We start from the raw sequence: 21,212 nt of genomic DNA, 5'->3' as shown, positions 1-21,212 counted from the left end.
CCACACTACTTTGACCATGGCAAGCAAACGCCACATCGCCTGAAGCCGGTTTGGCCGTAAATTATGTCCGCTTCCGGGCAACATCTCGTGATCCTGCGCCAAACGGACCTGCACCGATATAGCGCCGAAAGGCTTCCGGTCCAGCCTTGGTAAAAAAATCGGCGACAGTCCCGGTTGCGGCAACCGTGCCATTGTCCAGGAACACCATGTCCTGGCCGATACGGTGGGCGTCCTCCGGCTGATGGGTGACGAACAGCACCGTCATGCGCCGCTCCGCTTGGAGGTCGGCTACCAGATCGAGCATGTCGTCGCGCAAGGCCGGTCCGAGCGAGGCGAACGGTTCGTCGAGCAAGAGCACCGGCCGGTCGCGCACCAGGACGCGGGCGAGCGCGACGCGCTGCCGCTCGCCGCCGGAGAGTTCGCGCGGCAGGCGCCGTTGCTTGCCGGCAAGGCCGACGCGCTTGAGCGCCCCGGCGATTGCAGCGTGGTCGGCCTCGGTCAGCCTGAGCGATGGCGAGCGGCCAAGGCCGACATTTCGTTCGACCGAAAGATGGGCGAAGAGATTGTTTTCCTGGAACACCATCGACACTGGCCGCGCCGAAGGCGGTTTGCCGCCGACATCGCCGCCACCGATCAGCACGCGGCCCGATCGCGGCGTCTCGAAGCCGGCCACCAGGTTGAGCAGTGTCGATTTTCCCGAGCCGCTCGGCCCCATGATGGCGGTGATCTTCGAGGCGGCGAACTCGACATCGAATAAAAACGGCGCTTCGCCATAGCTGAACGAGACCTTTTCCAGCCGCACAGCCGTACCGTTTTCGCTGTTGAGCATCATGATTTTTCTCCCCGTCCCAGCCAGTCCGCGGCCAGGACAAGCGCGAGACAGACCAGGCCGAGCAGCAATGCCAGGCCGGCCGCGTCCATCGTGCGGTAGCTACCCATGCGGGCCAGCAAGAGATAAGGCAGCGTCTGCAGGGAGTCGCTGCCAAACAGGGCAATGACGCCGAGATCGCCGAGCGACAAAGCCATCGCGAACGCGAAACCGGTGGCGAGCGGCCGCCGCAGCGACGGCCAGTCGACCAGCCGGAAACGATTCCAGCCCGAAATGCCAAGCAGCAAACAGAGCCGCTCGTGGCGTTCGCTCGCCGCATCATAGCCGGGGCGAATGGCGCGGATGGCAAACGGCATCGCCATCACCGCATTGACGGCGACGACCATGACAGGGGCGATGGCAAAGACGTCGCTGACGGTCCGCAGGAGCAGGAACCAGCCGGCGCCGATGACGACGGGCGGCACGACGAGGACGAAGCCGGCGCCGGTATCGGTGGCGTATTCGAGCAGCGTCCTGGCGCCGACGCGACGCCTCAAGGCCAGCGCCCGGCGTGCCATGACCAGCGACAGCGACAGCGCCACTGCAAGCAGCGCCGCCAGCAAGGCGAGCACGGCGCTGGTCAGCGCCGCTTGCCGCACCGCGCTCTCGCCGGCCAGCCGGCCGAGATCGGCGCCAAAGCCTGACGTCACCGTGGCCGCCATCGGCCCGGCGACGAACAGCAAAGCGAGGATGATCAATGCTGCGTTCAGCACGGTCTCGGCGGCGCCGGCCGAAAGATAGCGGCGCGAAGCCGCCGGCAGGTTGGCGTCGCCGACGGTATTGGCGCCGAGCCGCATCAATGCCAGCACGACGACGAAGGTCAGCGCGATCTGCAGCACTGTCAGCGTCACCGCGCGGGCAGGATCGAAATCGAAACGCAGCGCCTGGTAGATGGCGACCTCCAGCGTCGTCGCACGCGGCCCGCCGCCCAGCGTGAGCACGATGGTAAAGGATGTGATGCAGAGCATGAAGACAAGCCCGGCGACGCCCGGCAGCGCCGCGCGCAGCGTCGGCCATTCAATCAGCCGGAAGGCGGGCCTGGCGCCCATGCCGAGTTGGCTCGCCAGCCGCCACTGGTCGGCCGGCACTGTCGCAAGCGCTTCGAGGAACAGCCGCGTCGCCAGCGGCAGATTGAAAAAGACATGGGCGACGAGGATGCCGGACAGGCCGTATATGCCCGGCCAGCCCTGACCGCCGATCGCGCTGAGCACGCCGGCAAAATAGCCTGCACGGCCATAGAGTGCCAGAATCCCGAGTGCTGCGACGATGGCCGGCAGCGCGAGCGGCACGGCGAAGAGCTGCAGGATCAGGCCGCGACCAAAGAAGCGCGGATGCCGCGACAGCGCCCGCGCCACGAACAGCGCTGGCACGACGGAGAGCAGTGTCGACAGCAATGCCTGCCACAACGTGAATCGGGCGACGCGGAAGAGGTAGGAATCGAAGGCCGACGCGGCGCCGGACGGATCGCGGGCGCCTTCGACGATGAGCCCGGCGAACGCGCCGCCGATCAGCAGCGCAACAGCGGCAAGCGCAATTGTGCCGGCGGTGACGCGGGGGTCGGCAGGATATCCGGTACGCATGCCGCCCTGCCTAGTTCAACGATCGTCGAAGCAGAAAATATGGCTGAGGCCGAGTTCCCGGCGCCGTAGAGTGATCATCTCTCAATCACAAGCTACTTGCTCATCACCGACAGCCATTCGTCGACCCAGGCCTTGCGATTGGCGGCGACCTCTTCGGGGCTGAAAAGCAACGTCTTGGTCGGCTTGACGAGCTTGTCGAAAGCCGGATTGAGCGGCTTCTCGGTCTTGCCGGCAGGGAACATCCAGTTGGTCTCGGGAATGACATCCTGGAATTTCGGCCCGGTCATGAAAGTCAGGAACTGTTTCGCCAACGGGTTCTTCGCACCTGATTTGGTGATGCCGGCAACCTCGATCTGCAGATACGCGCCCTCGTCGAAGGACGCTGCCTGATAGCGTTGGGTGTTTTCGGCGACCATGTGATAGGCCGGCGACGTGGTATAGGACAGCACCATCGGTGCCTCGCCCTTGGTGAACAGGCCGTAGGCCTCGCTCCAGCCCGGCGTCACGGTGAGCACCTTTGCCTTAAGCTTGGCCCAGGCTTCGGGCGCCTTGTCGCCATAAACCGACTTCACCCACAACAGCAGGCCGAGACCGGGCGTCGAGGTGCGCGGATCCTGAATGACGATCTTTTCATCGGCATTGCCCTCGACCAATTCCTTCAGGCTCTTCGGCGGCGTCTTCAGCTTTTCGGTGTCGTAGACGACGGCGAAATAACCATAGTCGAACGGCACGAAAATATCGTCGCTCCAGCCGCCCGGCACCTTGACGTCGATGACGGCACCATGCGGCGAAAACAGGCCGGTGGCCTTGGCTTCCGCCGTCAGATTGGTGTCGAGGCCGAGCACGATGTCGGCCTTGGTCGCGGCCCGTTCGAGCCCGACGCGGTTGAGCAGGGCGACGCCGTCGGCGACCGCGACGAATTCGAGAATACAGCCGCATTCGGCCTCGAACGCCTTCTTGACCGCCGGGCCTGGACCCCATTCGGCGGTGAAGCTCTCATAGGTATAGACGGTGAGTTTTTCCTGCGCGGATGCCGGCCCGGTGCCGGCGAGAACGGTCGCCGCGAGCAGCACTGCCGAAACAAGTGTGTATAAAAACGTGCGCATCGGCGCCTCCTTCGTTGGCGTTGAAGGGAATTGAGGCGTCGGGTTGTCCGAAACGTCTAATCCCTCCGCCGGTACAAACCGGATCAGGTTCAGCGGGTTGGCAGGTTGCCTCTCAGCCGGCCCGCGAAGATCGCGTCCAGCACCCCGTTAGAGCGCTTCGACACATAGGCCCGGCCCATCTGCGGCGCAAGCGGAAGTTTGCCGGGCATCCAGACCGCGGCCTTCCGTTTCGCAAGCAGGGCTGGTAAGGGCCACGCATATGAGCAAATTCACCATCCTGCTTGGCGGCGACCTTATCGGCACGCCGCTGCTCGACCGCCAGGTCGAAGGCACGCGTGTCATCGCCGCCGACGCCGGCATCAGCCATGCCCGGACTCTGCGCCTGACGCCGGAACTCTGGGTCGGCGACTTCGATTCGGTGCCGGCGGATTTGCCGGACGAGCTCGCCGCCGTGCCGCGCCAGGTGTTTCCGGCAGAAAAGGACAAGACCGACGGCGAACTGGCTATCGCCGCCGCGCTCGAACGCGGCGCGACCAGCCTCGTGCTCGCCGGCGCGTTCGGCGGCAAGCGCACCGACCACGCCTTCCTGCACCTGGCGCTCGGGGTCCGGCTGGCCGAGGCAGGGACAGAGGTGCTTTTGACCAGTGGCGCACAGGAAGGCGTGCCCTTGCTTCCCGGAAAGGCCGGCTTCGACTACGCCGACGGCACGCTGTTTTCGATTCTCGGCTTCTCCGACCTTGCCGGTCTGACCGTGACCGGCGCCAAATGGCCGCTGAACCATGTCGAGGTGGCGTTCGGCTCGTCGCTGACCATTTCCAACGAGGTCAAGGGCCGGCTCGAAGTCGCGCTGGGCAGCGGCCGCGCGCTGTTGCTCGCCCATCCATTCCCCCTACCTGAAAGCTGACATGGCGCCGCCGCTTCTCAATCTCGACGGGATAAAACTGACCTTCGGTGGCACGCCGCTGCTCGACGGGACGGAACTGACGGCGTCGGCGGGCGACAAGATCGCTCTGGTCGGCCGCAACGGCTCGGGCAAGTCGACGTTGCTGAAGATCGCTGCGGGATTGATCGAGCCGCAGGATGGCGAGGTGTTCCGCCAGCCTTCGGCAACAGTGCGCTACCTGCCGCAAATGCCCGACATGGATGGTTTCGCCAGCGTCCGCGCCTATGTCGAGGCGGGGCTCGGACCCGCCGACGATCCCTACCGCGCCACCTATCTGATGGAGCATCTCGGCCTGTCAGGCGAGGAACGGCCGAACGATCTCTCCGGCGGCGAAGCCCGCCGTGCTGCCCTGGCCCGCGTCATGGCGCCGGAGCCCGACATTCTCCTCCTCGATGAGCCGACCAACCATCTCGACCTGTCGGTCATCGAATGGCTGGAGGAGGAGCTCGCCCGCACCTCTTCGGCGCTGATCGTCATCTCGCACGACCGCCGCTTCCTCGAGCGCGTGTCGCGCGCCACCGTCTGGCTCGATCGTGGCCAGACCCGCAGGCTGGACAAGGGCTTTGGCCATTTCGAGGAATGGCGCGACACCGTTCTGGAAGAAGAAGAGCGCGAGCAGCACAAGCTTGGCCGCCAGATCGTGCGCGAGGAGCACTGGCTGCGCTATGGCGTGACGGCAAGGCGCAAGCGCAACATGCGCCGGCTCGGCGAATTGCAGACCATGCGCCAGCGCTTTCGCGGCCATCGTGGCGCCGAGGGTGCGGCGACGATGGTGGCCAGCGACGCCGCCGAATCGGGCAAGCTGGTGATCGAGGCCAGGAACATCGAGAAGAGCTTTGGCGACCTCACCGTGGTCAGGGGTTTCTCGACCCGCATCCAGCGCGGTGACCGCGTCGGCCTGGTCGGCCCGAACGGCGCCGGAAAGACGACGCTGCTGAAGATGCTGACCGGCGAATTGAAGCCGGACTCAGGCACGGTGCGACTCGGCACCAATCTGGAGATCGCCACGCTCGACCAGAAACGCGAGGCGGTCGACCCGCAAGAGACGCTGGCGCAATATCTCACCGACGGCCGCGGCGAGAACCTTGTCATCAACGGCGAGCAGCGCCACGTCGTCTCCTACATGAAGGACTTCCTGTTCAAGCCGGAACAGGCGCGCACGCCGGTGCGCGAGCTTTCGGGCGGCGAGCGGGCGCGGTTGCTGCTCGCCCGCGTGCTGGCGCGGCCGGCAAATCTTTTGGTGCTCGACGAGCCGACCAACGATCTCGACATGGAGACGCTGGAACTGCTGCAGGAACTGGTCGCCGGTTTTGCCGGCACCGTCATCCTGGTCAGCCACGACCGCGATTTCCTCGACCGCACGGTGACCAGCCTGATCGCGCCGGAAGGCGGCGGCCGCTGGATCGAATATGCCGGCGGCTATTCCGACATGCTGGCGCAGCGCGGCGGCACCAGGCTGGACGACCGCAAGGCACGGCCGAAGGCCGAGACGAGTGAAGTGGCGGCGGCAGCCAGGACCGAGGCAACTGCGCCGAAGGGCCCGGCGAAAAAACTGTCGTTCAAGCAGAAATTCGCGCTGGAATCGCTGCCCAAGAAGATCGACGCGGTGACCGCCTCGATATCACGGCTGGAGGACAATATCGCCGACCCGGCCTATTACGAGCGCGACCCGGCCTCATTCCAGAAGACCATCGCCGCGCTCGACAAGGAGCGCGCCACGCTGGCAGCGCTCGAGGAGGAATGGCTGGAACTTGAAATGCTGCGCGAGGAGATGGAGGGGTAGACGCTTCGCCGTTGCTCCACCACGACAATGCGCATACATTATGCGCATTCTGCGGAGGTTATCATGCGAAAGATAGCTATGAATGCGGTTCGTCAGCCGGCAAATCTGTCGATCGACTCAAAGCTCATGAAGGAAGCCAAGGGACTCGATGTGAATGTCTCGCGCGCCGCCGAAGCCGGTATCGCAGAGGCGGTGGCTGCCGAAAAAGCCCGACTATGGAAACTTGAGAATCGCGCCACAATAGAAGCGTGGAACGAATACGTCGAAAAGCACGGTATTCCGTTGGAAGAACATCGGCAGTTCTGATGGCACGCTATGATGTCTTCGCGGGTCGGGTGGAAGGCAGCTATTTGCTGGACGTCCAATCCGACCTGCTCGACGATTTTAAAACACGGGTGGTGATCCCGCTGCTTCCGACAACAATGACGCCGCCGCCGATGCGAAAGCTCCATCCCCTCGTCGAGATCAATGGGCGAAAATTGGTTGTGGCCACCCATCTGATCGCCACGGTTCCGGCCAAGGAATTGGGCGAAAGTCGACTGAATATCTCCAGGCATCACGACGACATCGTGGCCGCGCTCGACATGCTGTTCCAGGGCTTCTGAGCCGAAGGGAGGCTGGTGAGCCGGCCTCAGCCCGCCTCTTTTGTTTGCCAGGCCTTCAGCGCCTCGTCGAACACCTTCTCGCCGGGAATGCCCTTTTCCATGGTGAGCAGCGCCCGCCGTCCGGTCTTGTAGACGACCGGCACGTCGATCCATTTCTGGCCCCGCAGCAGGGTCAGATTGGCGTCTTCGTCCGGCTTTGTGTCGTTGAGAGCGACCAGGAAGAAGCCGTCGGCGATCTTGGCCGGGATGCCGATCAGTGGACTGCCGGCATCCTGTTCAGAGCCCTTCATGGCGACGCGCAGGATGTTGTCGACACCGCCGCCGTCGAAACCATCGGGCGTCAGGAAAATCATCTCGATGATGTGGCTGGCCGGCAGCGTCTGGTCGGTGTTGCGGCGGATGGTCATGCGCAACTGCACGTCCTTGCCCGGAATGCTCGCCTCGGCGCGGATTGCCGGCTCGGGCGGCAGATTGCCGCCGGGCGATTCCTGCACCAGCGACCAGACGATGCTGCCGGGCTCGGCCGAGCCTTGCGCGGTGCTGGTGCGCTCCTCGTAGAAGATCGCCTTCTGGCCGACAGCCAGTGCGGTTTCCGCAGGCGCGGCTGTCGGTGCAGCACCCGGCGCGGCACCCGGGGCCGGCGCTGCCGGCGCGGCTGCGCTATCGGTCGGCGCCGCAGGCGCCAGCGTGGCGGCATCGGCAGGCGGTGTTGCGGGGGCCGCGCCCGGTGCGGGCACATTCGTGGCTGGCGTGCCGGCAGGCGCTGCAGGCGCAGGTGCGGCCGGCGGGGGCGTGGTCAGTGCTGCGACGGATTCGCCCTCTCCGATGCCACTTTGTCCTGAAGCTGGGCCGGGATCGACCTCACCGCCCTCAGGTGTCAGCCGCTGGGTGAACTTTGTGCCCTCGGCATCGGCTGGAGCCGCTGCGGCCGGGGCCCTTGCCGCAGCATCGGCAGCCGGCCGCTCGGCCGGGCTCGGCTTCACCAGCGGTTCTACGGTTGCGACCGTCGTGCTGTTGAGACCCAGCATGTTGCTGAACGCGTCCTTGTTCAGCCAGATGCCGTAGCCGCCGCCCGCGATGACGAGCAAGGCGACGACAGCGGCGATCAGCCCGCCATAGCTGCGCCTGCGCTCGGCAGGATGCTGAAAAGTGTCCGGCGCCGGCTCCTCGTCGTTGGGGAAGACATCGTCTCTAAAGCTATCGCTGTTCTCGTACGCCGCTGGAAGATCCGCGTCCGAAGGCTCCGCATCGGTGCCCTCTGGAGGCGGTTTTTGCCAATTCAGCGAGGCTTTGGCGGCAGGTGCCGGCTGCCATTCCGGCTCGGTCTTGGCCGGCTGCCATGCCGGCTCGGCCTTTGCCGGCTGTCGGACATGGCTGGGTTGGTTCTTGTTGCGGTCGATGGAGGAGAAGATGTCCTCCAACTCCGACAGCGGATCGGATACCGGCGCAGGCTTGGCGTAGCTCCGCTCGACGATGGCGATGGCATCTTCCAGAGTGCGCTTATGCTGGGCAACGACCGACGGCGCCAGCGGCGGTATGTTCTTCGCAAGCTTGTCCGCGATTGTCGAACGGGCCTTGTCATAGACCCTGGCGCGTATCTCCGGCGTCGGATTTCCAAGGCCGTCGAGCGTCTTTTTCAGAGCACCAACAAAATCTGCCATGCTTCAGTCGACCTGCATTTCGTTTCTGGGCCGGCCCCCGCAAATCGGCCGCGATGCCCGGAACAGCTTGGAATCTAGTCTTGAAACGGATCGGTCACAAGTATTGTGTCGTCCCGTTCAGGGCTGGTGGAAAGGAGTGCGACCGGCGCGCCGATCAGTTCCTCGATGTGACGGACATATTTGACTGCCTGGGCCGGCAGATCGTTCCAGCTTCTGGCGCCGGCGCTGGTGCCTTTCCAGCCCTCCAGCGTCTCGTAGACCGGTTCGACGCGCGCCTGCGCACCCTGGCTGGCCGGCAGATAGTCGATCGCCTCGCCATCGAGGCGGTAGCCGGTGCAGACCTTGATCTCGTCCAGCCCGTCGAGCACGTCGAGCTTGGTCAGGGCGATGCCCTTGATGCCGTTTACGGCGACGGCTTGGCGAACCAGCACGGCATCGAACCAGCCGCAGCGGCGCTTGCGGCCGGTGACGACGCCGAACTCGTGGCCGCGCGTGCCCAGGAACTCGCCGATCTCGTTCTTCTGTTCGGTCGGGAACGGACCTTCGCCGACACGCGTCGTATAGGCCTTGGTGATGCCGAGCACATAACCGATGGCACCCGGGCCGACGCCGGATCCGGCGGCCGCTTGGCCAGCCACCGTGTTGGACGAGGTGACGAACGGATAGGTGCCGTGGTCGATGTCAAGCAGCGTGCCCTGCGCACCCTCGAACAGGATGCGTTCGCCGGCGCGGCGCTTGTCGTCGAGGATCTTCCAGACGCGGTCCATATAGGGCAGGATCTCGTCGGTGACCGAAATCAGCTCACTCATGATTGCGTCATGCGTGACTTCGGCGTGGCCGAGCCCGCGGCGCAGCGCATTGTGATGCGTCAGCAGCCTGTCGACCTTCAAGGGCAGCGTTTCCAAATCCGCCAAATCCATCACCCTGACTGCGCGCCGGCCCACCTTATCCTCATAAGCGGGGCCGATGCCGCGACGGGTCGTGCCGATTTTCGTTCCCGAATTGGAGGCGGCGTCTTCGCGGAATCCGTCCAGCTCCCGGTGCAAGGACAGGATAAGCGCGGTGTTTTCGGCTATTTTCAGGCGCTCCGGCGTCACCTCGACGCCTTGCGCCTTCAATTTCGCAACTTCCGCGACGAAGGCATGCGGGTCGAAGACGACGCCATTGCCGATGATGGACAGCTTGCCTTGCCGCACCACGCCGGACGGCAGCAGCGACAGCTTGTAGACCTTGCCGTCGACGACCAGCGTATGGCCGGCATTGTGGCCGCCCTGGAAGCGCACGACGACGTCGGCGCGTTCCGACAGCCAGTCGACGATCTTGCCTTTGCCCTCGTCGCCCCATTGCGAGCCGACGACCACCACATTGGCCATGTTTCTTTTCCCTTGAGGCGCCGCTCCGAGCGGCTTGAATGGTTCGAAACGACAGGCTTCTATCGCATCGGCCAGAAAATCGGAATCGATTTTCGGATAGCACGACGCGAACGTTCAAAGCCTTGAGACGCGTACTTTGTGCGTCCAGGTGGACGTACGTCGTTCTATAACGTCAACACCCGGCGAGCGCGACCATTCTTTGCCGCCGAAAGCGCCCTCAGGCACAACAATTTTCACGTTTGACATCATTTACTTGGGCGAACCACCACAATAGGTCGGCAATGACCCTGCCCACCCCGGCTGGAATTTCGCGATGCATCGAACCGCCTATCTGTTCCTGCTGTTCACCACCTTGCTGTGGGGCGGCAACTCCGTGGCCGGCAAGCTGGCAGTCGACCATATTTCGCCGATGACGCTGGTCTTCCTGCGCTGGGTCCTGGCCGTTCTGATCATGCTGCCGATCGGCTGGCGAACGCTGCGCGAGGACTGGCCGGTGGTGCGCAGGCATTGGTTGCTGCTTGGCGGGCTCGGCGCTTGCGGCTTCACCTTTTTCAACGCGATCTTCTACACGGCGCTCAACTACACGACGGCGATCAACGTCTCGATCGAGCAGGCGGCAATCCCGGTCGTCATCATCCTCGCCAATTTCGTGCTGTTTCGCCTGCGTGTGAACCGGGTGCAGATCGCCGGTGTCGTGCTGACGATCATCGGCGTCGCCCTGACCGCCAGCCACGGCGATCTGCGCCAGCTTCTCAAGCTGGACCTCAACTTCGGCGACGCCATCATGCTGATCGCGGTGCTTTGCTACAGCTTCTACTCGGTCGGGTTGCGGCTGAAGCCGGCCATACGCTGGCAAAGCCTGATGCTGGCGCTGTCGATTGCCGCACTGGTGACCTCGCTGCCTTTCTTCCTCTGGGAGGTGGCTGCCGGCAAGGTCATCATCCCCGATGCGCGCGGCTGGGCGATAGCGTTCTACACTGCGATCGGCGCTTCGGTCGTCTCGCAAATTTTTTATATCAGGGGCATCGAACTGATCGGCGCCAACCGGGCCGGCCTGTTCATCAACCTGGTGCCGATCTTCGGCACGCTGCTTTCGGTGCTGATCGTCGGTGAGACATTCCAGCTCTATCAGGGCGTGGCCCTCGTGCTGGTGCTCGGCGGCATCAGCCTGGCTGAATACAGCGGACGTAAAATGGCGATTTGACAGCCGGAAAGCTGTGACGGGCCGTGAAAGAACTCTGTCGATATTTCGACGCCATTGTCGAACGCCCCGTGGGCTTACAAAGCTCGCGGGGCGCTCGCGCATGACTCAGGCGACGCCGACGTCGAAATGCAGCCGCTTGGCGGAGTCGATCGACTTGTGCGCCCGCACCTGTTCCAGCACCTTCTCCGGGAACGGCGCATCGAGATAGAGCAGCGCGATGGCATCGCCGCCAGGCCGGTTGCGGCCGAGCTGGAAGTTGGCGATGTTTACGCCGTTCTCGCCGCAGACCGTGCCGAGCAGGCCGATGATGCCGGGCGCGTCGGCATTCGTCGTGTACAGCATGTGCTGGCCGACCTCGGCGTCGAGGTTGATGCCCTTGATCTGGATGAAGCGCGGCTTGCCGTCCGAGAAGCAGGTGCCGGCGATCGCACGCGTCTTGTGCTCGGTCTTGACCGTCAGCTTGATATAGCCGTCGAACACGCCCGATTTGTCGCGCTTGACCTCGGCGACGATGATGCCGCGCTCCTTGACCATGATCGGCGCCGAAACCATGTTGACGTCGGAGACCTGCGGCCGGATCAGCCCGGCAAGTGTGGCGCTGATCAGCGCGCGCGTGTTCATCGTCGCGGTCGAGCCGTCGAACAGGATCTCGACCTCCTTGATCGGATCCTCGGTGACCTGGCCGACAAAGGCGCCGAGCACTTCGGCCAGCTTGACGAAGGGTTTTAGGCGCGGCGCTTCCTCGGCGGTGATCGACGGCATGTTGATGGCGTTGGAAACGGCGCCCTTGATCAGGTAGTCGGCCATCTGCTCGGCGACCTGCAGAGCGACATTCTCCTGCGCCTCCATCGTCGATGCGCCGAGGTGCGGCGTCGCCACCACATTCTCCATGCCGAACAGCTCGCTTTTCTCCGCCGGCTCGACCTCGAACACGTCGATGCCGGCGCCTGCCACCTTGCCGCTTTTCAACGCCGCGATCAGGTCGGCCTCGACGATCAGCCCGCCACGGGCGCAGTTGATGATGCGCACGCCGGTCTTCATTTTGGCGATCGCCGAAGCGTCGATGATGTTGCGCGTCTTGTCGGTCAAGGGCGTGTGCAGGGTGATGAAATCGGCGCGGGCGAACAGCTCGTCGAGTTCCACCTTCTCGACGCCGAGTTCCTCGGCGCGACTGTCCGACAGGAACGGATCGAAGGCGATGACGTGCATCTTCAGGCCAACGCCGCGCGTAGCGACGATCGAGCCGATATTGCCGCAGCCGATGATGCCCAGCGTCTTGCCGGTGATCTCGGTGCCCATGAAGCGGTTCTTTTCCCACTTGCCGGCATGGGTCGAGGCATTGGCTTCCGGTATCTGGCGGGCCAGCGCGAAGATCATGGCGACGGCATGCTCGGCGGTGGTGATCGAATTGCCGAAGGGCGTGTTCATCACGATGATGCCCTTGCGGCTCGCCGCCGGGATGTCGACATTGTCGACGCCGATGCCGGCGCGGCCGACCACCTTGAGCCTTGTGGCGGCGTCGATCAGCTTTTCGGTGACTTTGGTCGCCGAACGGATGGCGAGGCCGTCATACTGGCCGATCACTTCGAGCAGCTTTTCCTTGTCCTTGCCGAGATCGGGCAGGTAGTCGACCTCGATGCCGCGATCCCTGAAGATCTGCACGGCGGTGGTGGAGAGTTTGTCTGAGACGAGAACGCGGGGCATGGGCTTCATCCTTTGCGATTGGCGCCCCTCCCCTGACGGGAGGGTCGGCGCGAAGTGCCGGGGTGGGGTGGTTGCGGCCGGGCGTGGCCGAAATCTTTTTCTTCTGGATGGCGGACCGTTGAGTTGGGTGGAGGCGACCCCACCCGGCCCTTCGGGCCACCCTCCCCTCGAAGGGGAGGGATCAGGCGGCCGCCTTGAGCGACGCCTTTTGCGCGGCAAAGGCCCAGTCGAGCCACGGCAGCAGCGCTTCGAGGTCGGAAGTCTCGACGGTTGCGCCGCACCAGATGCGCAGGCCCGGCGGCGCATCGCGATAGGCGCCGATATCGTAGGCGACGCCTTCCTTGTCGAGCGCCGAGACGATGCCCTTGGCGAACGCCGCTTGTCCGTCGGCATCGAGCGCGGCGACGTCCGGGTCGGTGAAGGAAAGACAGACGGACGTGTTCGACCGCGTCGCCGGGTCGGTGGCCAGATGGCCAAGCCATGCGGATTTACCGACGAAACCGTCGATAATTGCGGCGTTGGCGTCGGCGCGGGCAATCAATGCGTCGAGACCGCCGATCGACTTCGCCCAACGCAGCGCGTCGAGATAATCCTCGACGCACAGCATCGACGGCGTGTTGATGGTTTCGCCCTTAAAAATGCCTTCGATGAGCTTGCCGCCCGAGGTGAGGCGAAAGATTTTCGGCAGCGGCCAGCCAGGCTTGTAGCTTTCCAGCCGCTCGACGGCGCGCGGGCTGAGGATCAGCATGCCATGCGCACCTTCGCCGCCCAGCACCTTCTGCCAGGAGAAGGTGACGACGTCGAGCTTGCCAAAATCGAGCTCTTGCGCAAAGGCCGCCGACGTGGCGTCGCAGATGGTCAGGCCCTTGCGGGCGGCCCGGATGAAATCGCCGTTCGGCACGCGCACGCCTGAGGTCGTGCCATTCCAGGTGAAGACCACGTCGCGGTCGAAGTCGATTTTTGTCAGATCCGGCAACGCACCGTAGCCGGCTTCGATCCTGCGCACGTCGGCGAGCTTCAGATGCTTGACCACATCGGTGACCCAGCCGGAACCGAAACTCTCCCAGGCGACCATGTCGACGCCGCGTTCGCCGAGCAGCGACCACAGCGCCATCTCGACCGCGCCGGTGTCCGACGCCGGCACGATGCCGATGCGATAATCCGCCGGAATTTGGAGAATTTCCCGCGTCAGCTCGATCGCCTGTTCGAGCTTGGTTTTGCCGATCTTGGCGCGGTGCGAGCGTCCGAGCGCGGCATTGGCCAGCGCCTCGACTGACCAGCCGGGGCGTTTTGCACAGGGACCTGAGGAAAAATTGGGATTTGCCGGGCGCAGTCCGGGCTTCGTATGGATCGTCATCGTGGTCTATCCTTCCAGATAGTGGCCCCTCGTTGGGGAGGGGTGGCCCACAGACGGCGATATGCGTTCAGGCTTCCGGCGTCAAGAGGAAAGTTTTTGTCGCTGACGGGATACTGGTCGCGTCCCACCGAAAAAGAGAACGACGGACCGAAATCCGCCGCTGGCATTCCCGAGGCTTTCGCCGTGCCTACCAGAGATCGTAGCGCAGCCCGACCTTGACCTGATGATTGCTGATCCCTTTGTCGATCGGATAGGAATCCAAATCCTGTGCGGTGGTATATTCGGCGTCGGGTGCGGAAAAATATTGATAGCCCAGATCGACTGAAAGGTTCTTGGACACCTGGTAGGCAAGGCCGGCGTTCAGCGTATAGGCGAAAGAGTAATGGGTCTCGTTGTCATCGCGGACGAAATCGTCGGCGGGGTTGGCGTTGTCTGTGAAGTAGTCCGCCGAGAGGCGCCGCCTGGTCTGGACAATACCGATACCGGCGCCGAGATAGGGTGTGATCCCGACATAGGTGCCAAGATCGACATAGCCGTTGAGCATGCCCGAGAACGCGTAGTTCTCCAGGTCCGCCGATGCCACGGTCGTTCCGTTGTCATAGCTGACGCTGATCTCGTTGCCGGGCAGATAGCCCAGATTGAGATCGGCGCGCAGATAATCGTTAAAATGGTAGCCGAAGCCGATGCTGGCGAAGATGTGATCCTCTTCTTCGTCGAAGTTCGCTGGCGCGAAGGCGAAGTCCTCATTGTCGAAGCTCTTCTGCACCAGATAGGAGACATCGCCGCGCAGATACCATCCCGAACCGACTTCGACCGGCACATAGTCCGGCGCCTGGTCGACATAGATCGGCGGATCGTAGTCGGCGCCAAGCGCCTGCGACAACGGCGTCAGGGCGATTGCTGCAAGCGCCAGTGCTATGCCCGATTTGACTGTCATGATCCCCGGCTCCCGAAGGTGGCGCCATTCGCGATCGCGAGCGCCGTTTCAGGGCATTGTTAACCATAGTGGTTAAGTGGCGGTTAAGGATAACAGGGCGTTAGCGAATTGATTTTGATGCGCGTTCCGCCACAACGAGAAAAACCGCCCGGCTTTTGCCGGGCGGTCCGCAAACCTGCTCTCGAAGCGATTACTTGGTGTAAACCGGTTCGGGTTCGTAGGCGATCGGCTCCGGCTGGGCGCAGTCCGAGTTGCCGAACTGGTAGCGCAGGCCGCCGCGCACTTCGTGCACATTGATGCCCTTGTCACGGCCGGGACCGACATTGCTGTCTGAAGCGTAGTCGAACATCTTGCCGCCCTCGATATGGCTGAAGCGGTAGCCGAGATCGAGCTTGACGCGATCGGTCAGGCAGTAGGAGGCGCCCGCCATGGCCGCATAGGCAAAGCGCCAGCCCTTGCCGCCATGATGCTCGAACTCGCCGTCGATGTCATTGTTGTGCAGCGTGTCCCATTTGACCCAGGCGCCGCCGATGCCGGCGCCGACATAAGGCGTGACGCCGTGCCAGGTGCCGATATCGACATAGGCATTGGCCAGGAGCAGCAGCGCCGTATAGGATGAGTGGTCGGTCGAAGTGCAGGGCGTCTGATTGATGCCGCAGAAGCCGCTGGTCGAGCCGCGGAAATCGGATTTGCTCATCCAGTCCGCGGTCAGGTCGGTACGGAAATGCCGGTTGATCTGGTAGCCGACGCCGGCGCCGGCCGAGAAGGCGCCATCCAGCTTGCCGCTGTCAAAGCTGCCAGTGCCTGGAACCGCCCCGTAGGTGATGTAGTCGCCGCCGCGGAACTTCGACCAGTGGTAGTCGATGTCGCCGCGAATGTACCAGCCGCCATATTCGACCGGCTGCTCGTAGACGGGCGGCGGAGGGGCCGGCTCGACCACGGGCGGCTCGACGAAGTCGGCGGCCAACACTGGTCCGGCCACGCCCGCGAGCAGCGCGGCAAAGAGGCCCATTCTTGCTGTATTGAACATGCTTGTCACCCCTGAGAACCCTCGGCACAGCGAACGCGTCCGAATCTGATTGGTTTCAGTCGTGGAGAATGAATTGGAAAAGTTAAAAGCCGTTTAACCCTATCGCTTAACCATGAATCTCTAAATCTTTCAGGATTTTCGCGTTGTCTGCCAACGATTTGGCGTGCGGACACACGAAAAAAGCCCGCCAGAGGGCGGGCTTTTCACCTGGCAAAAACTGGGGGATCAGGCAGCGCTGCGGGTTTCCGAAATGACCTCGACGATGTCGTTGACGACGGCCTCGACCAGTTGCTGATCGTCGCCTTCCGCCATGACGCGGATGAGCGGTTCCGTGCCGGACGGCCGGATGACCAGGCGGCCAGCCTGGCCCAAACGATGGCGTCCATCTTCGATCGCCGCCTTGACCAGGGCTTCCTCGAGCGGCTTGCCGCCGGAAATATGAACGTTCTTCAGCAATTGCGGCACCGGCGCGAACTTCTTCGACAGTTCGCTGACCGGTCGGTTCTGCCGCTTGATGCAGGCGAGCACCTGGAGTGCCGAGACGAGGCCGTCGCCGGTGGTGGAAAAATCGGACAGCACGATGTGGCCCGACTGTTCGCCGCCGACATTCAGGCCGTGCGCACGCATGTGCTCGACGACATAGCGGTCGCCGACCTTGGTACGGTGCAACTGCAGGTTCATGTCGCCGAGGAAGCGTTCGAGGCCGAGATTGGACATCACCGTCGAGACGACGCCACCGCCGGCCAGCCGTCCGCTCTGATGCCAGGACTCGGCAATCAGCGCCATGATCTGGTCGCCATCGACGATCGCGCCATTCTCGTCGACGATGACGACGCGGTCGGCGTCGCCGTCGAGCGCGATGCCGATATCGGCGCGCACTTCGTGCACCTTCTTCTGCAGGCCGGCCGGATGGGTCGAGCCACACTCCTTGTTGATGTTGAAGCCGTTGGGCTCGACGTTGATGGCGACAACTTCGGCACCGAGTTCCCACAGCGCCTCGGGCGCCACCTTGTACGCAGCGCCGTTGGCGCAATCGACAACGATGCGGAGGCCCGACAGCGACATCGACCGCGGCAGCGTGCGCTTGGCAAATTCGATGTAGCGGTCATGAACGCCGTCGACGCGCTTGGCGCGGCCGAGCCCGTCCGAGTCGGCGAGCGCCAGTTCGATATCCTTGTCGAGCATGCCCTCGATGCGCTCCTCGATCTCATCGGAAAGCTTGTAGCCATCGGGACCGAACAGCTTGATGCCGTTGTCGTAGTAAGGATTGTGCGAGGCCGAGATCATCACGCCGATGTCGGCGCGCAATGAGCGCACCAGCATGGCGACCGCGGGCGTCGGAATCGGGCCGAGCAGGAACACATCCATGCCGGCGGCGCACAGGCCCGATACCATCGCATTCTCGATCATGTAGCCGGAAAGTCTGGTGTCCTTGCCGAGCACGACGCGGTGACGATGGTTGCCGCGCTGGAACGAAAGGCCGGCGGCCATGCCGACCCTCATGGCGACCTCCGCCGTCATTGGAAATCTGTTAGCGCGTCCGCGAATGCCGTCCGTTCCGAAATAACTTCCTGCCATGCTAGTCAGCTTCCCGATGGTTCATTGCCGGCACGTCATGCCACACATTGGCCCGAGCCCTATCATCACAATTCATGATTATAGGGCACCAATCCTTAGAAAACTGTTGTCTTGTGTGTTTTGTGTCACGTCAGTGCTTTGATTTTGCCTGCCCTGGTTGCAGCACAGCGTTCAGGAACTTCTGACCGCATCTGGATTGTTTCATGTGCGCGTCGATAGGCATTGAATTCGAAACCCGCGCGTCGTGTTGCTCTGGACCGGGCATTCAGGTCCGCCGCACTGCCGACCCGATCGGCCCGCCATGTGAGGCAGTTCCTGATACTGGTCCGCCCTATACAAGTTTTCCGTGCAAATGCGCGCGGGCAAATCGCCCGGCGAACGGAGGCTGGCACCCATTTCATAAAAATAATGCACTTTCCGACAGCTTTCACGCCATTTAGCCTCTGGCGCAACCATTCGTTGAGTGTTATTGCTTGCTTGGGACATAACGTGAACACCCAGAGGGAGAAGACACATGCTCATCCATCGACTTGCCACTTTGACGGGTCTTGCCGTCGTGACTTTATTCCTGGCAGTACCCGCCAAAGCGCTGACCATGGCCGAATGCAGCACCAAGTATAACGCGGCAAAGGACGCGGGAACACTTGGCGGACAGAACTGGAACCAGTTCCGCAAGGCAGAATGCGGCACCGTTGCCGCCGCAACCGACGCCACGCCAGCCAAGCCGGACAGCACCAGCGCTGCAACTACCGATGCGGCCGCCGCAGCGACGACCAAGGCAGCGGCAACTGCCAATGCAGGCAACGGCCTCAGCAGGGCGGAGTGCGGCGCCAAATATCGGGCGGCCAAGACTGCCAACACGCTGAACGGCATGAAGTGGAACGACTTCCGCATGAGCCAGTGCGGTGCCAGCGGTTCCGACGACACCATACCGGCAGCCGATCAGGCAAGCCTCACCAGCCAGCCGGAAAAGCCGACCGTCACCGCTCCCCAGGGAGTGACGTTTCCGAAGGCGATCTCCACCAAGTATAGCAGCGAAACCCCGTCCAAGGCCCGCATGCACACTTGCCGCGACCAGTACCACGCCAACAAGGATGCCGGGACGCTGGGTGGCCTCAAGTGGATCCAGAACGGTGGCGGCTTCTACAGCCTGTGCAATGCCGCGCTGAAGAGCTGATCGACATTAACATTCGAATATAGCAAGGCTCGCGAAGGTTCGCGGGCCTTTTGCTGCTGGCGGTGGCAGGCAGGGCCAGGATATGCCGCATCTGCGCTGCAAGCGAGGCGCTGTCGGCGCCGCTGTCGATCTCCCCCCTTGCGGGGAGATCAGCCCTCATCACGGCATCCGCAAACCTTCAACGTCTATTTCCCATGTGGAGAAGTCCCCGGCACTTGGGTGAAGTGATTGAGTTTTTCAGGCCGCGATCGGCTGTCGGCACCTCCTGAACAAAAACGCCGCGTCCAAGCCGCGGCGTTTCCTGAGCCGGACCCTAGCTTGACGGCTGAGGCTCCATGCCGCCTTCGGGCTCCGGGCCCTTCTTGCGGCGGCTGCCGGACTTCGGCACGGCCGAGCCGCGGCTCGGCGGCGTGTCGTCGCCGAGATCGCGTGCCGGCTTGTGGCCGGCGATCAGCTGCTTGATCTCGTCGCCGGACAGCGTCTCATATTCCAAAAGCCCCTGCGCCAGCGCAATCCATTCCTTCTTCTTCTTGGTCAGGATGGATTTCGCCGTCGAATAGGCCTCGTCGATCAGCCGACGCACTTCGGCGTCGATGATCTGCGCCGTCTCTTCCGAGACGTTCTGCGTGCGCGCCACCGAATGGCCGAGGAACACTTCCTCCTGGTTGTCGCCATAGGCGACGTGGCCAAGCTTGTCGGAAAAACCCCAGCGTGTGACCATGGCGCGCGCCAGCTTGGTTGCCTGCTCGATGTCCGAGGAGGCACCCGAGGTGATGTTCTCCTTGCCGAACTTGAACTCCTCGGCGACGCGGCCACCCATCATGATGGCAAGGCGCGAGATCATGTATTTGTAGCTCATCGAATAGCGGTCGCCTTCCGGCAACTGCATGACCATGCCAAGCGCCCGGCCGCGCGGGATGATGGTCGCCTTGTGCAGCGGATCGGCCGACGGCACGTTCAGCGCCAGGATGGCGTGGCCGGCCTCGTGATAGGCGGTGAGTTCCTTCTCGGCCTGGGTCATCGCCGACGAGCGGCGCTCGGCGCCCATCATGATCTTGTCCTTGGCGTCCTCGAACTCGGCCATGGTGACAAGGCGCTTGTTGCGCCGCGCCGCCATCAGGGCGGATTCGTTGACGAGGTTCATCAGGTCGGCGCCGGAAAAGCCCGGCGTGCCGCGCGCGATCACCTTGAGGTCGACATTGGGGGCCAGCGGCACGTTGCGCACATGCACCTTCAGGATCTTCTCGCGGCCGACAATGTCGGGGTTCGGCACCACCACCTGGCGGTCGAAACGGCCGGGCCTGAGCAGCGCCGGATCGAGCACGTCCGGCCGGTTGGTGGCAGCGATCAGGATGATGCTTTCGTTGGATTCGAAGCCGTCCATTTCGACCAGCAACTGGTTCAGCGTCTGCTCGCGCTCGTCGTTGCCGCCGCCGAGGCCGGCGCCGCGATGGCGGCCGACCGCGTCGATTTCGTCGATGAAGATGATGCAGGGCGCATTCTTCTTGGCCTGGTCGAACATGTCGCGGACGCGGCTAGCGCCAACGCCGACGAACATCTCGACAAAGTCCGAGCCGGAAATGGTGAAGAACGGCACGTTGGCCTCACCGGCGACCGAACGGGCAAGCAGCGTCTTGCCGGTCCCGGGAGGGCCGACGAGCAGCACGCCGCGCGGAATCTTGCCGCCAAGCCGCTGGAACTTCTGCGGATCACGCAGGAATTCGACAATCTCTTCCAGATCCTGCTTGGCTTCGTCGACGCCGGCGACATCCTGGAAGGTGACGCGGCCATGCGCTTCAGTCAAAAGCTTGGCTTTGGACTTGCCGAAGCCCATGGCGCGGCCGGAGCCGGACTGCATCTGGCGCATGAAGAATATCCAGACGCCAAGGATTAGGATCATCGGCAGCCAGGAGATGAGATAGCTGAACAGCGAATTGGAACCGTCGGATTCGGGGCGCGCGTTGATGGTGACGTTCTTGTCCTGGAGTCTCGAAACCAGCGACGGATCACCCGGCGAATAGGTCTGGAAGCCGGTAGAGGTGTCGGTATAAGTGCCCGAGATGCGGGCGCCCGCGATGGTCACCGTCTTGACCCGGCCGGCCGCGACGTCCTGCAGGAACTGCGAATAGGGGACGTCACTCGCTGCTCCGCGCGTCTGCGGCGTCTGGAACAGATTGAAGAGAGCGATGAGCAGGACCGCTATGATCGCCCAGAGCGCGAGATTGCGATAATTCGGATTCATCAATTGTCCCGTTGGTGTCCGCCAGCGGACACGCGTCGTGAGAGGAAACTTGGGTCTAACATAG

At 63.2% G+C, this 21,212-nt stretch carries 17 protein-coding genes and 1 riboswitch; of the genes, 6 read left to right on the top strand and 11 right to left on the bottom strand.

All coding sequences use genetic code 11. The features are described 5' to 3' along the window. Positions 1 to 61 precede the first annotated feature (61 nt). The 3 genes from thiQ to thiB all read right to left on the bottom strand — a co-directional run bounded on the left by thiQ (position 62) and on the right by thiB (position 3,554). Positions 62 to 829, bottom strand: coding sequence for a thiamine ABC transporter ATP-binding protein (gene thiQ, locus AC0L3O_RS10350; protein WP_473535775.1), 768 nt, complete (start codon positions 827 to 829; stop codon positions 62 to 64). Further along, the gene (gene thiP, locus AC0L3O_RS10345; RefSeq protein WP_473535726.1) at positions 829 to 2,448 is read right to left on the bottom strand and encodes a thiamine/thiamine pyrophosphate ABC transporter permease; all 1,620 of its coding nucleotides are present in this window, start codon (positions 2,446 to 2,448) and stop codon (positions 829 to 831) included. The genes thiQ and thiP overlap by 1 nt, the downstream gene beginning before the upstream one ends. Before the next feature lie 92 nt (positions 2,449 to 2,540). Next, a complete protein-coding gene (gene thiB / locus AC0L3O_RS10340; RefSeq protein WP_473615490.1) occupies positions 2,541 to 3,554 on the bottom strand; it encodes a thiamine ABC transporter substrate binding subunit in 1,014 nt (337 codons plus the stop codon). 43 nt (positions 3,555 to 3,597) lie between these two features. Next, a riboswitch (TPP riboswitch) is annotated at positions 3,598 to 3,711 on the bottom strand. Between the two features lie 102 nt (positions 3,712 to 3,813). Here thiB and AC0L3O_RS10335 point away from each other — a divergent pair. The 4 genes from AC0L3O_RS10335 to AC0L3O_RS10320 all read left to right on the top strand — a co-directional run bounded on the left by AC0L3O_RS10335 (position 3,814) and on the right by AC0L3O_RS10320 (position 6,885). Then, complete coding sequence (locus AC0L3O_RS10335; RefSeq protein WP_473535727.1) at positions 3,814 to 4,458, top strand: thiamine diphosphokinase; 645 nt, start codon at positions 3,814 to 3,816, stop codon at positions 4,456 to 4,458. A gap of 1 nt (position 4,459) precedes the next feature. Beyond that, entirely contained in the window at positions 4,460 to 6,280 is a 1,821-nt protein-coding gene (locus tag AC0L3O_RS10330; protein WP_027152924.1) for an ABC-F family ATP-binding cassette domain-containing protein, read from the top strand. A 63-nt stretch (positions 6,281 to 6,343) separates the two neighbouring features. Continuing rightward, positions 6,344 to 6,586 carry a type II toxin-antitoxin system CcdA family antitoxin gene (locus AC0L3O_RS10325; RefSeq protein ID WP_091593381.1) on the top strand — a complete coding sequence of 81 codons (243 nt, stop codon included), beginning with the start codon at positions 6,344 to 6,346 and terminating at the stop codon, positions 6,584 to 6,586. Continuing rightward, positions 6,586 to 6,885, top strand: a complete 300-nt coding sequence (locus AC0L3O_RS10320) for a CcdB family protein (RefSeq protein ID WP_023803907.1) — start codon at positions 6,586 to 6,588, stop codon at positions 6,883 to 6,885. The genes AC0L3O_RS10325 and AC0L3O_RS10320 overlap by 1 nt, the downstream gene beginning before the upstream one ends. 26 nt (positions 6,886 to 6,911) lie before the next feature. Here AC0L3O_RS10320 and AC0L3O_RS10315 read toward each other — a convergent pair whose 3' ends face one another. Continuing rightward, a complete protein-coding gene (locus AC0L3O_RS10315) occupies positions 6,912 to 8,546 on the bottom strand; it encodes a hypothetical protein (protein WP_128170974.1) in 1,635 nt (544 codons plus the stop codon). A gap of 74 nt (positions 8,547 to 8,620) precedes the next feature. Further along, complete coding sequence (locus AC0L3O_RS10310; protein WP_473535728.1) at positions 8,621 to 9,919, bottom strand: adenylosuccinate synthase; 1,299 nt, start codon at positions 9,917 to 9,919, stop codon at positions 8,621 to 8,623. A gap of 313 nt (positions 9,920 to 10,232) precedes the next feature. Here AC0L3O_RS10310 and AC0L3O_RS10305 point away from each other — a divergent pair, with 313 nt between their 5' ends. Beyond that, entirely contained in the window at positions 10,233 to 11,123 is an 891-nt protein-coding gene (locus tag AC0L3O_RS10305) for a DMT family transporter (protein WP_287240371.1), read from the top strand. A gap of 105 nt (positions 11,124 to 11,228) precedes the next feature. Here the strand turns inward: AC0L3O_RS10305 and serA are convergent, their stop codons facing one another. From serA to glmM, 5 genes are all read right to left on the bottom strand, one after another. Further along, on the bottom strand, positions 11,229 to 12,827 hold the full coding sequence (gene serA, locus AC0L3O_RS10300) for a phosphoglycerate dehydrogenase (RefSeq protein WP_031255292.1): 1,599 nt from the start codon (positions 12,825 to 12,827) through the stop codon (positions 11,229 to 11,231). Between the two features lie 181 nt (positions 12,828 to 13,008). After that, positions 13,009 to 14,184 (bottom strand): phosphoserine transaminase, encoded by a 1,176-nt coding sequence (locus tag AC0L3O_RS10295; protein WP_473535729.1) that lies wholly within the window; start codon positions 14,182 to 14,184, stop codon positions 13,009 to 13,011. Between the two features lie 187 nt (positions 14,185 to 14,371). After that, on the bottom strand, positions 14,372 to 15,121 hold the full coding sequence (locus AC0L3O_RS10290; RefSeq protein WP_287075062.1) for an outer membrane protein: 750 nt from the start codon (positions 15,119 to 15,121) through the stop codon (positions 14,372 to 14,374). Between the two features lie 190 nt (positions 15,122 to 15,311). After that, a complete protein-coding gene (locus tag AC0L3O_RS10285; RefSeq protein ID WP_023799976.1) occupies positions 15,312 to 16,151 on the bottom strand; it encodes an outer membrane protein in 840 nt (279 codons plus the stop codon). A 225-nt stretch (positions 16,152 to 16,376) separates the two neighbouring features. After that, complete coding sequence (glmM, locus tag AC0L3O_RS10280) at positions 16,377 to 17,729, bottom strand: phosphoglucosamine mutase (RefSeq protein WP_236368978.1); 1,353 nt, start codon at positions 17,727 to 17,729, stop codon at positions 16,377 to 16,379. 514 nt (positions 17,730 to 18,243) lie between these two features. Here glmM and AC0L3O_RS10275 point away from each other — a divergent pair. After that, positions 18,244 to 18,906 (top strand): hypothetical protein, encoded by a 663-nt coding sequence (locus AC0L3O_RS10275; RefSeq protein ID WP_473535730.1) that lies wholly within the window; start codon positions 18,244 to 18,246, stop codon positions 18,904 to 18,906. Between the two features lie 313 nt (positions 18,907 to 19,219). Here AC0L3O_RS10275 and ftsH read toward each other — a convergent pair whose 3' ends face one another. Continuing rightward, complete coding sequence (gene ftsH, locus AC0L3O_RS10270; RefSeq protein WP_023799979.1) at positions 19,220 to 21,148, bottom strand: ATP-dependent zinc metalloprotease FtsH; 1,929 nt, start codon at positions 21,146 to 21,148, stop codon at positions 19,220 to 19,222. Between the last annotated feature and the right edge of the window lie 64 nt (positions 21,149 to 21,212).

This window comes from Mesorhizobium sp. WSM4810 (assembly GCF_055811235.1).
The sequence above is the reverse complement of the archived record's forward strand: the minus strand, read 5'-3'. Positions and strand labels throughout refer to the sequence as shown.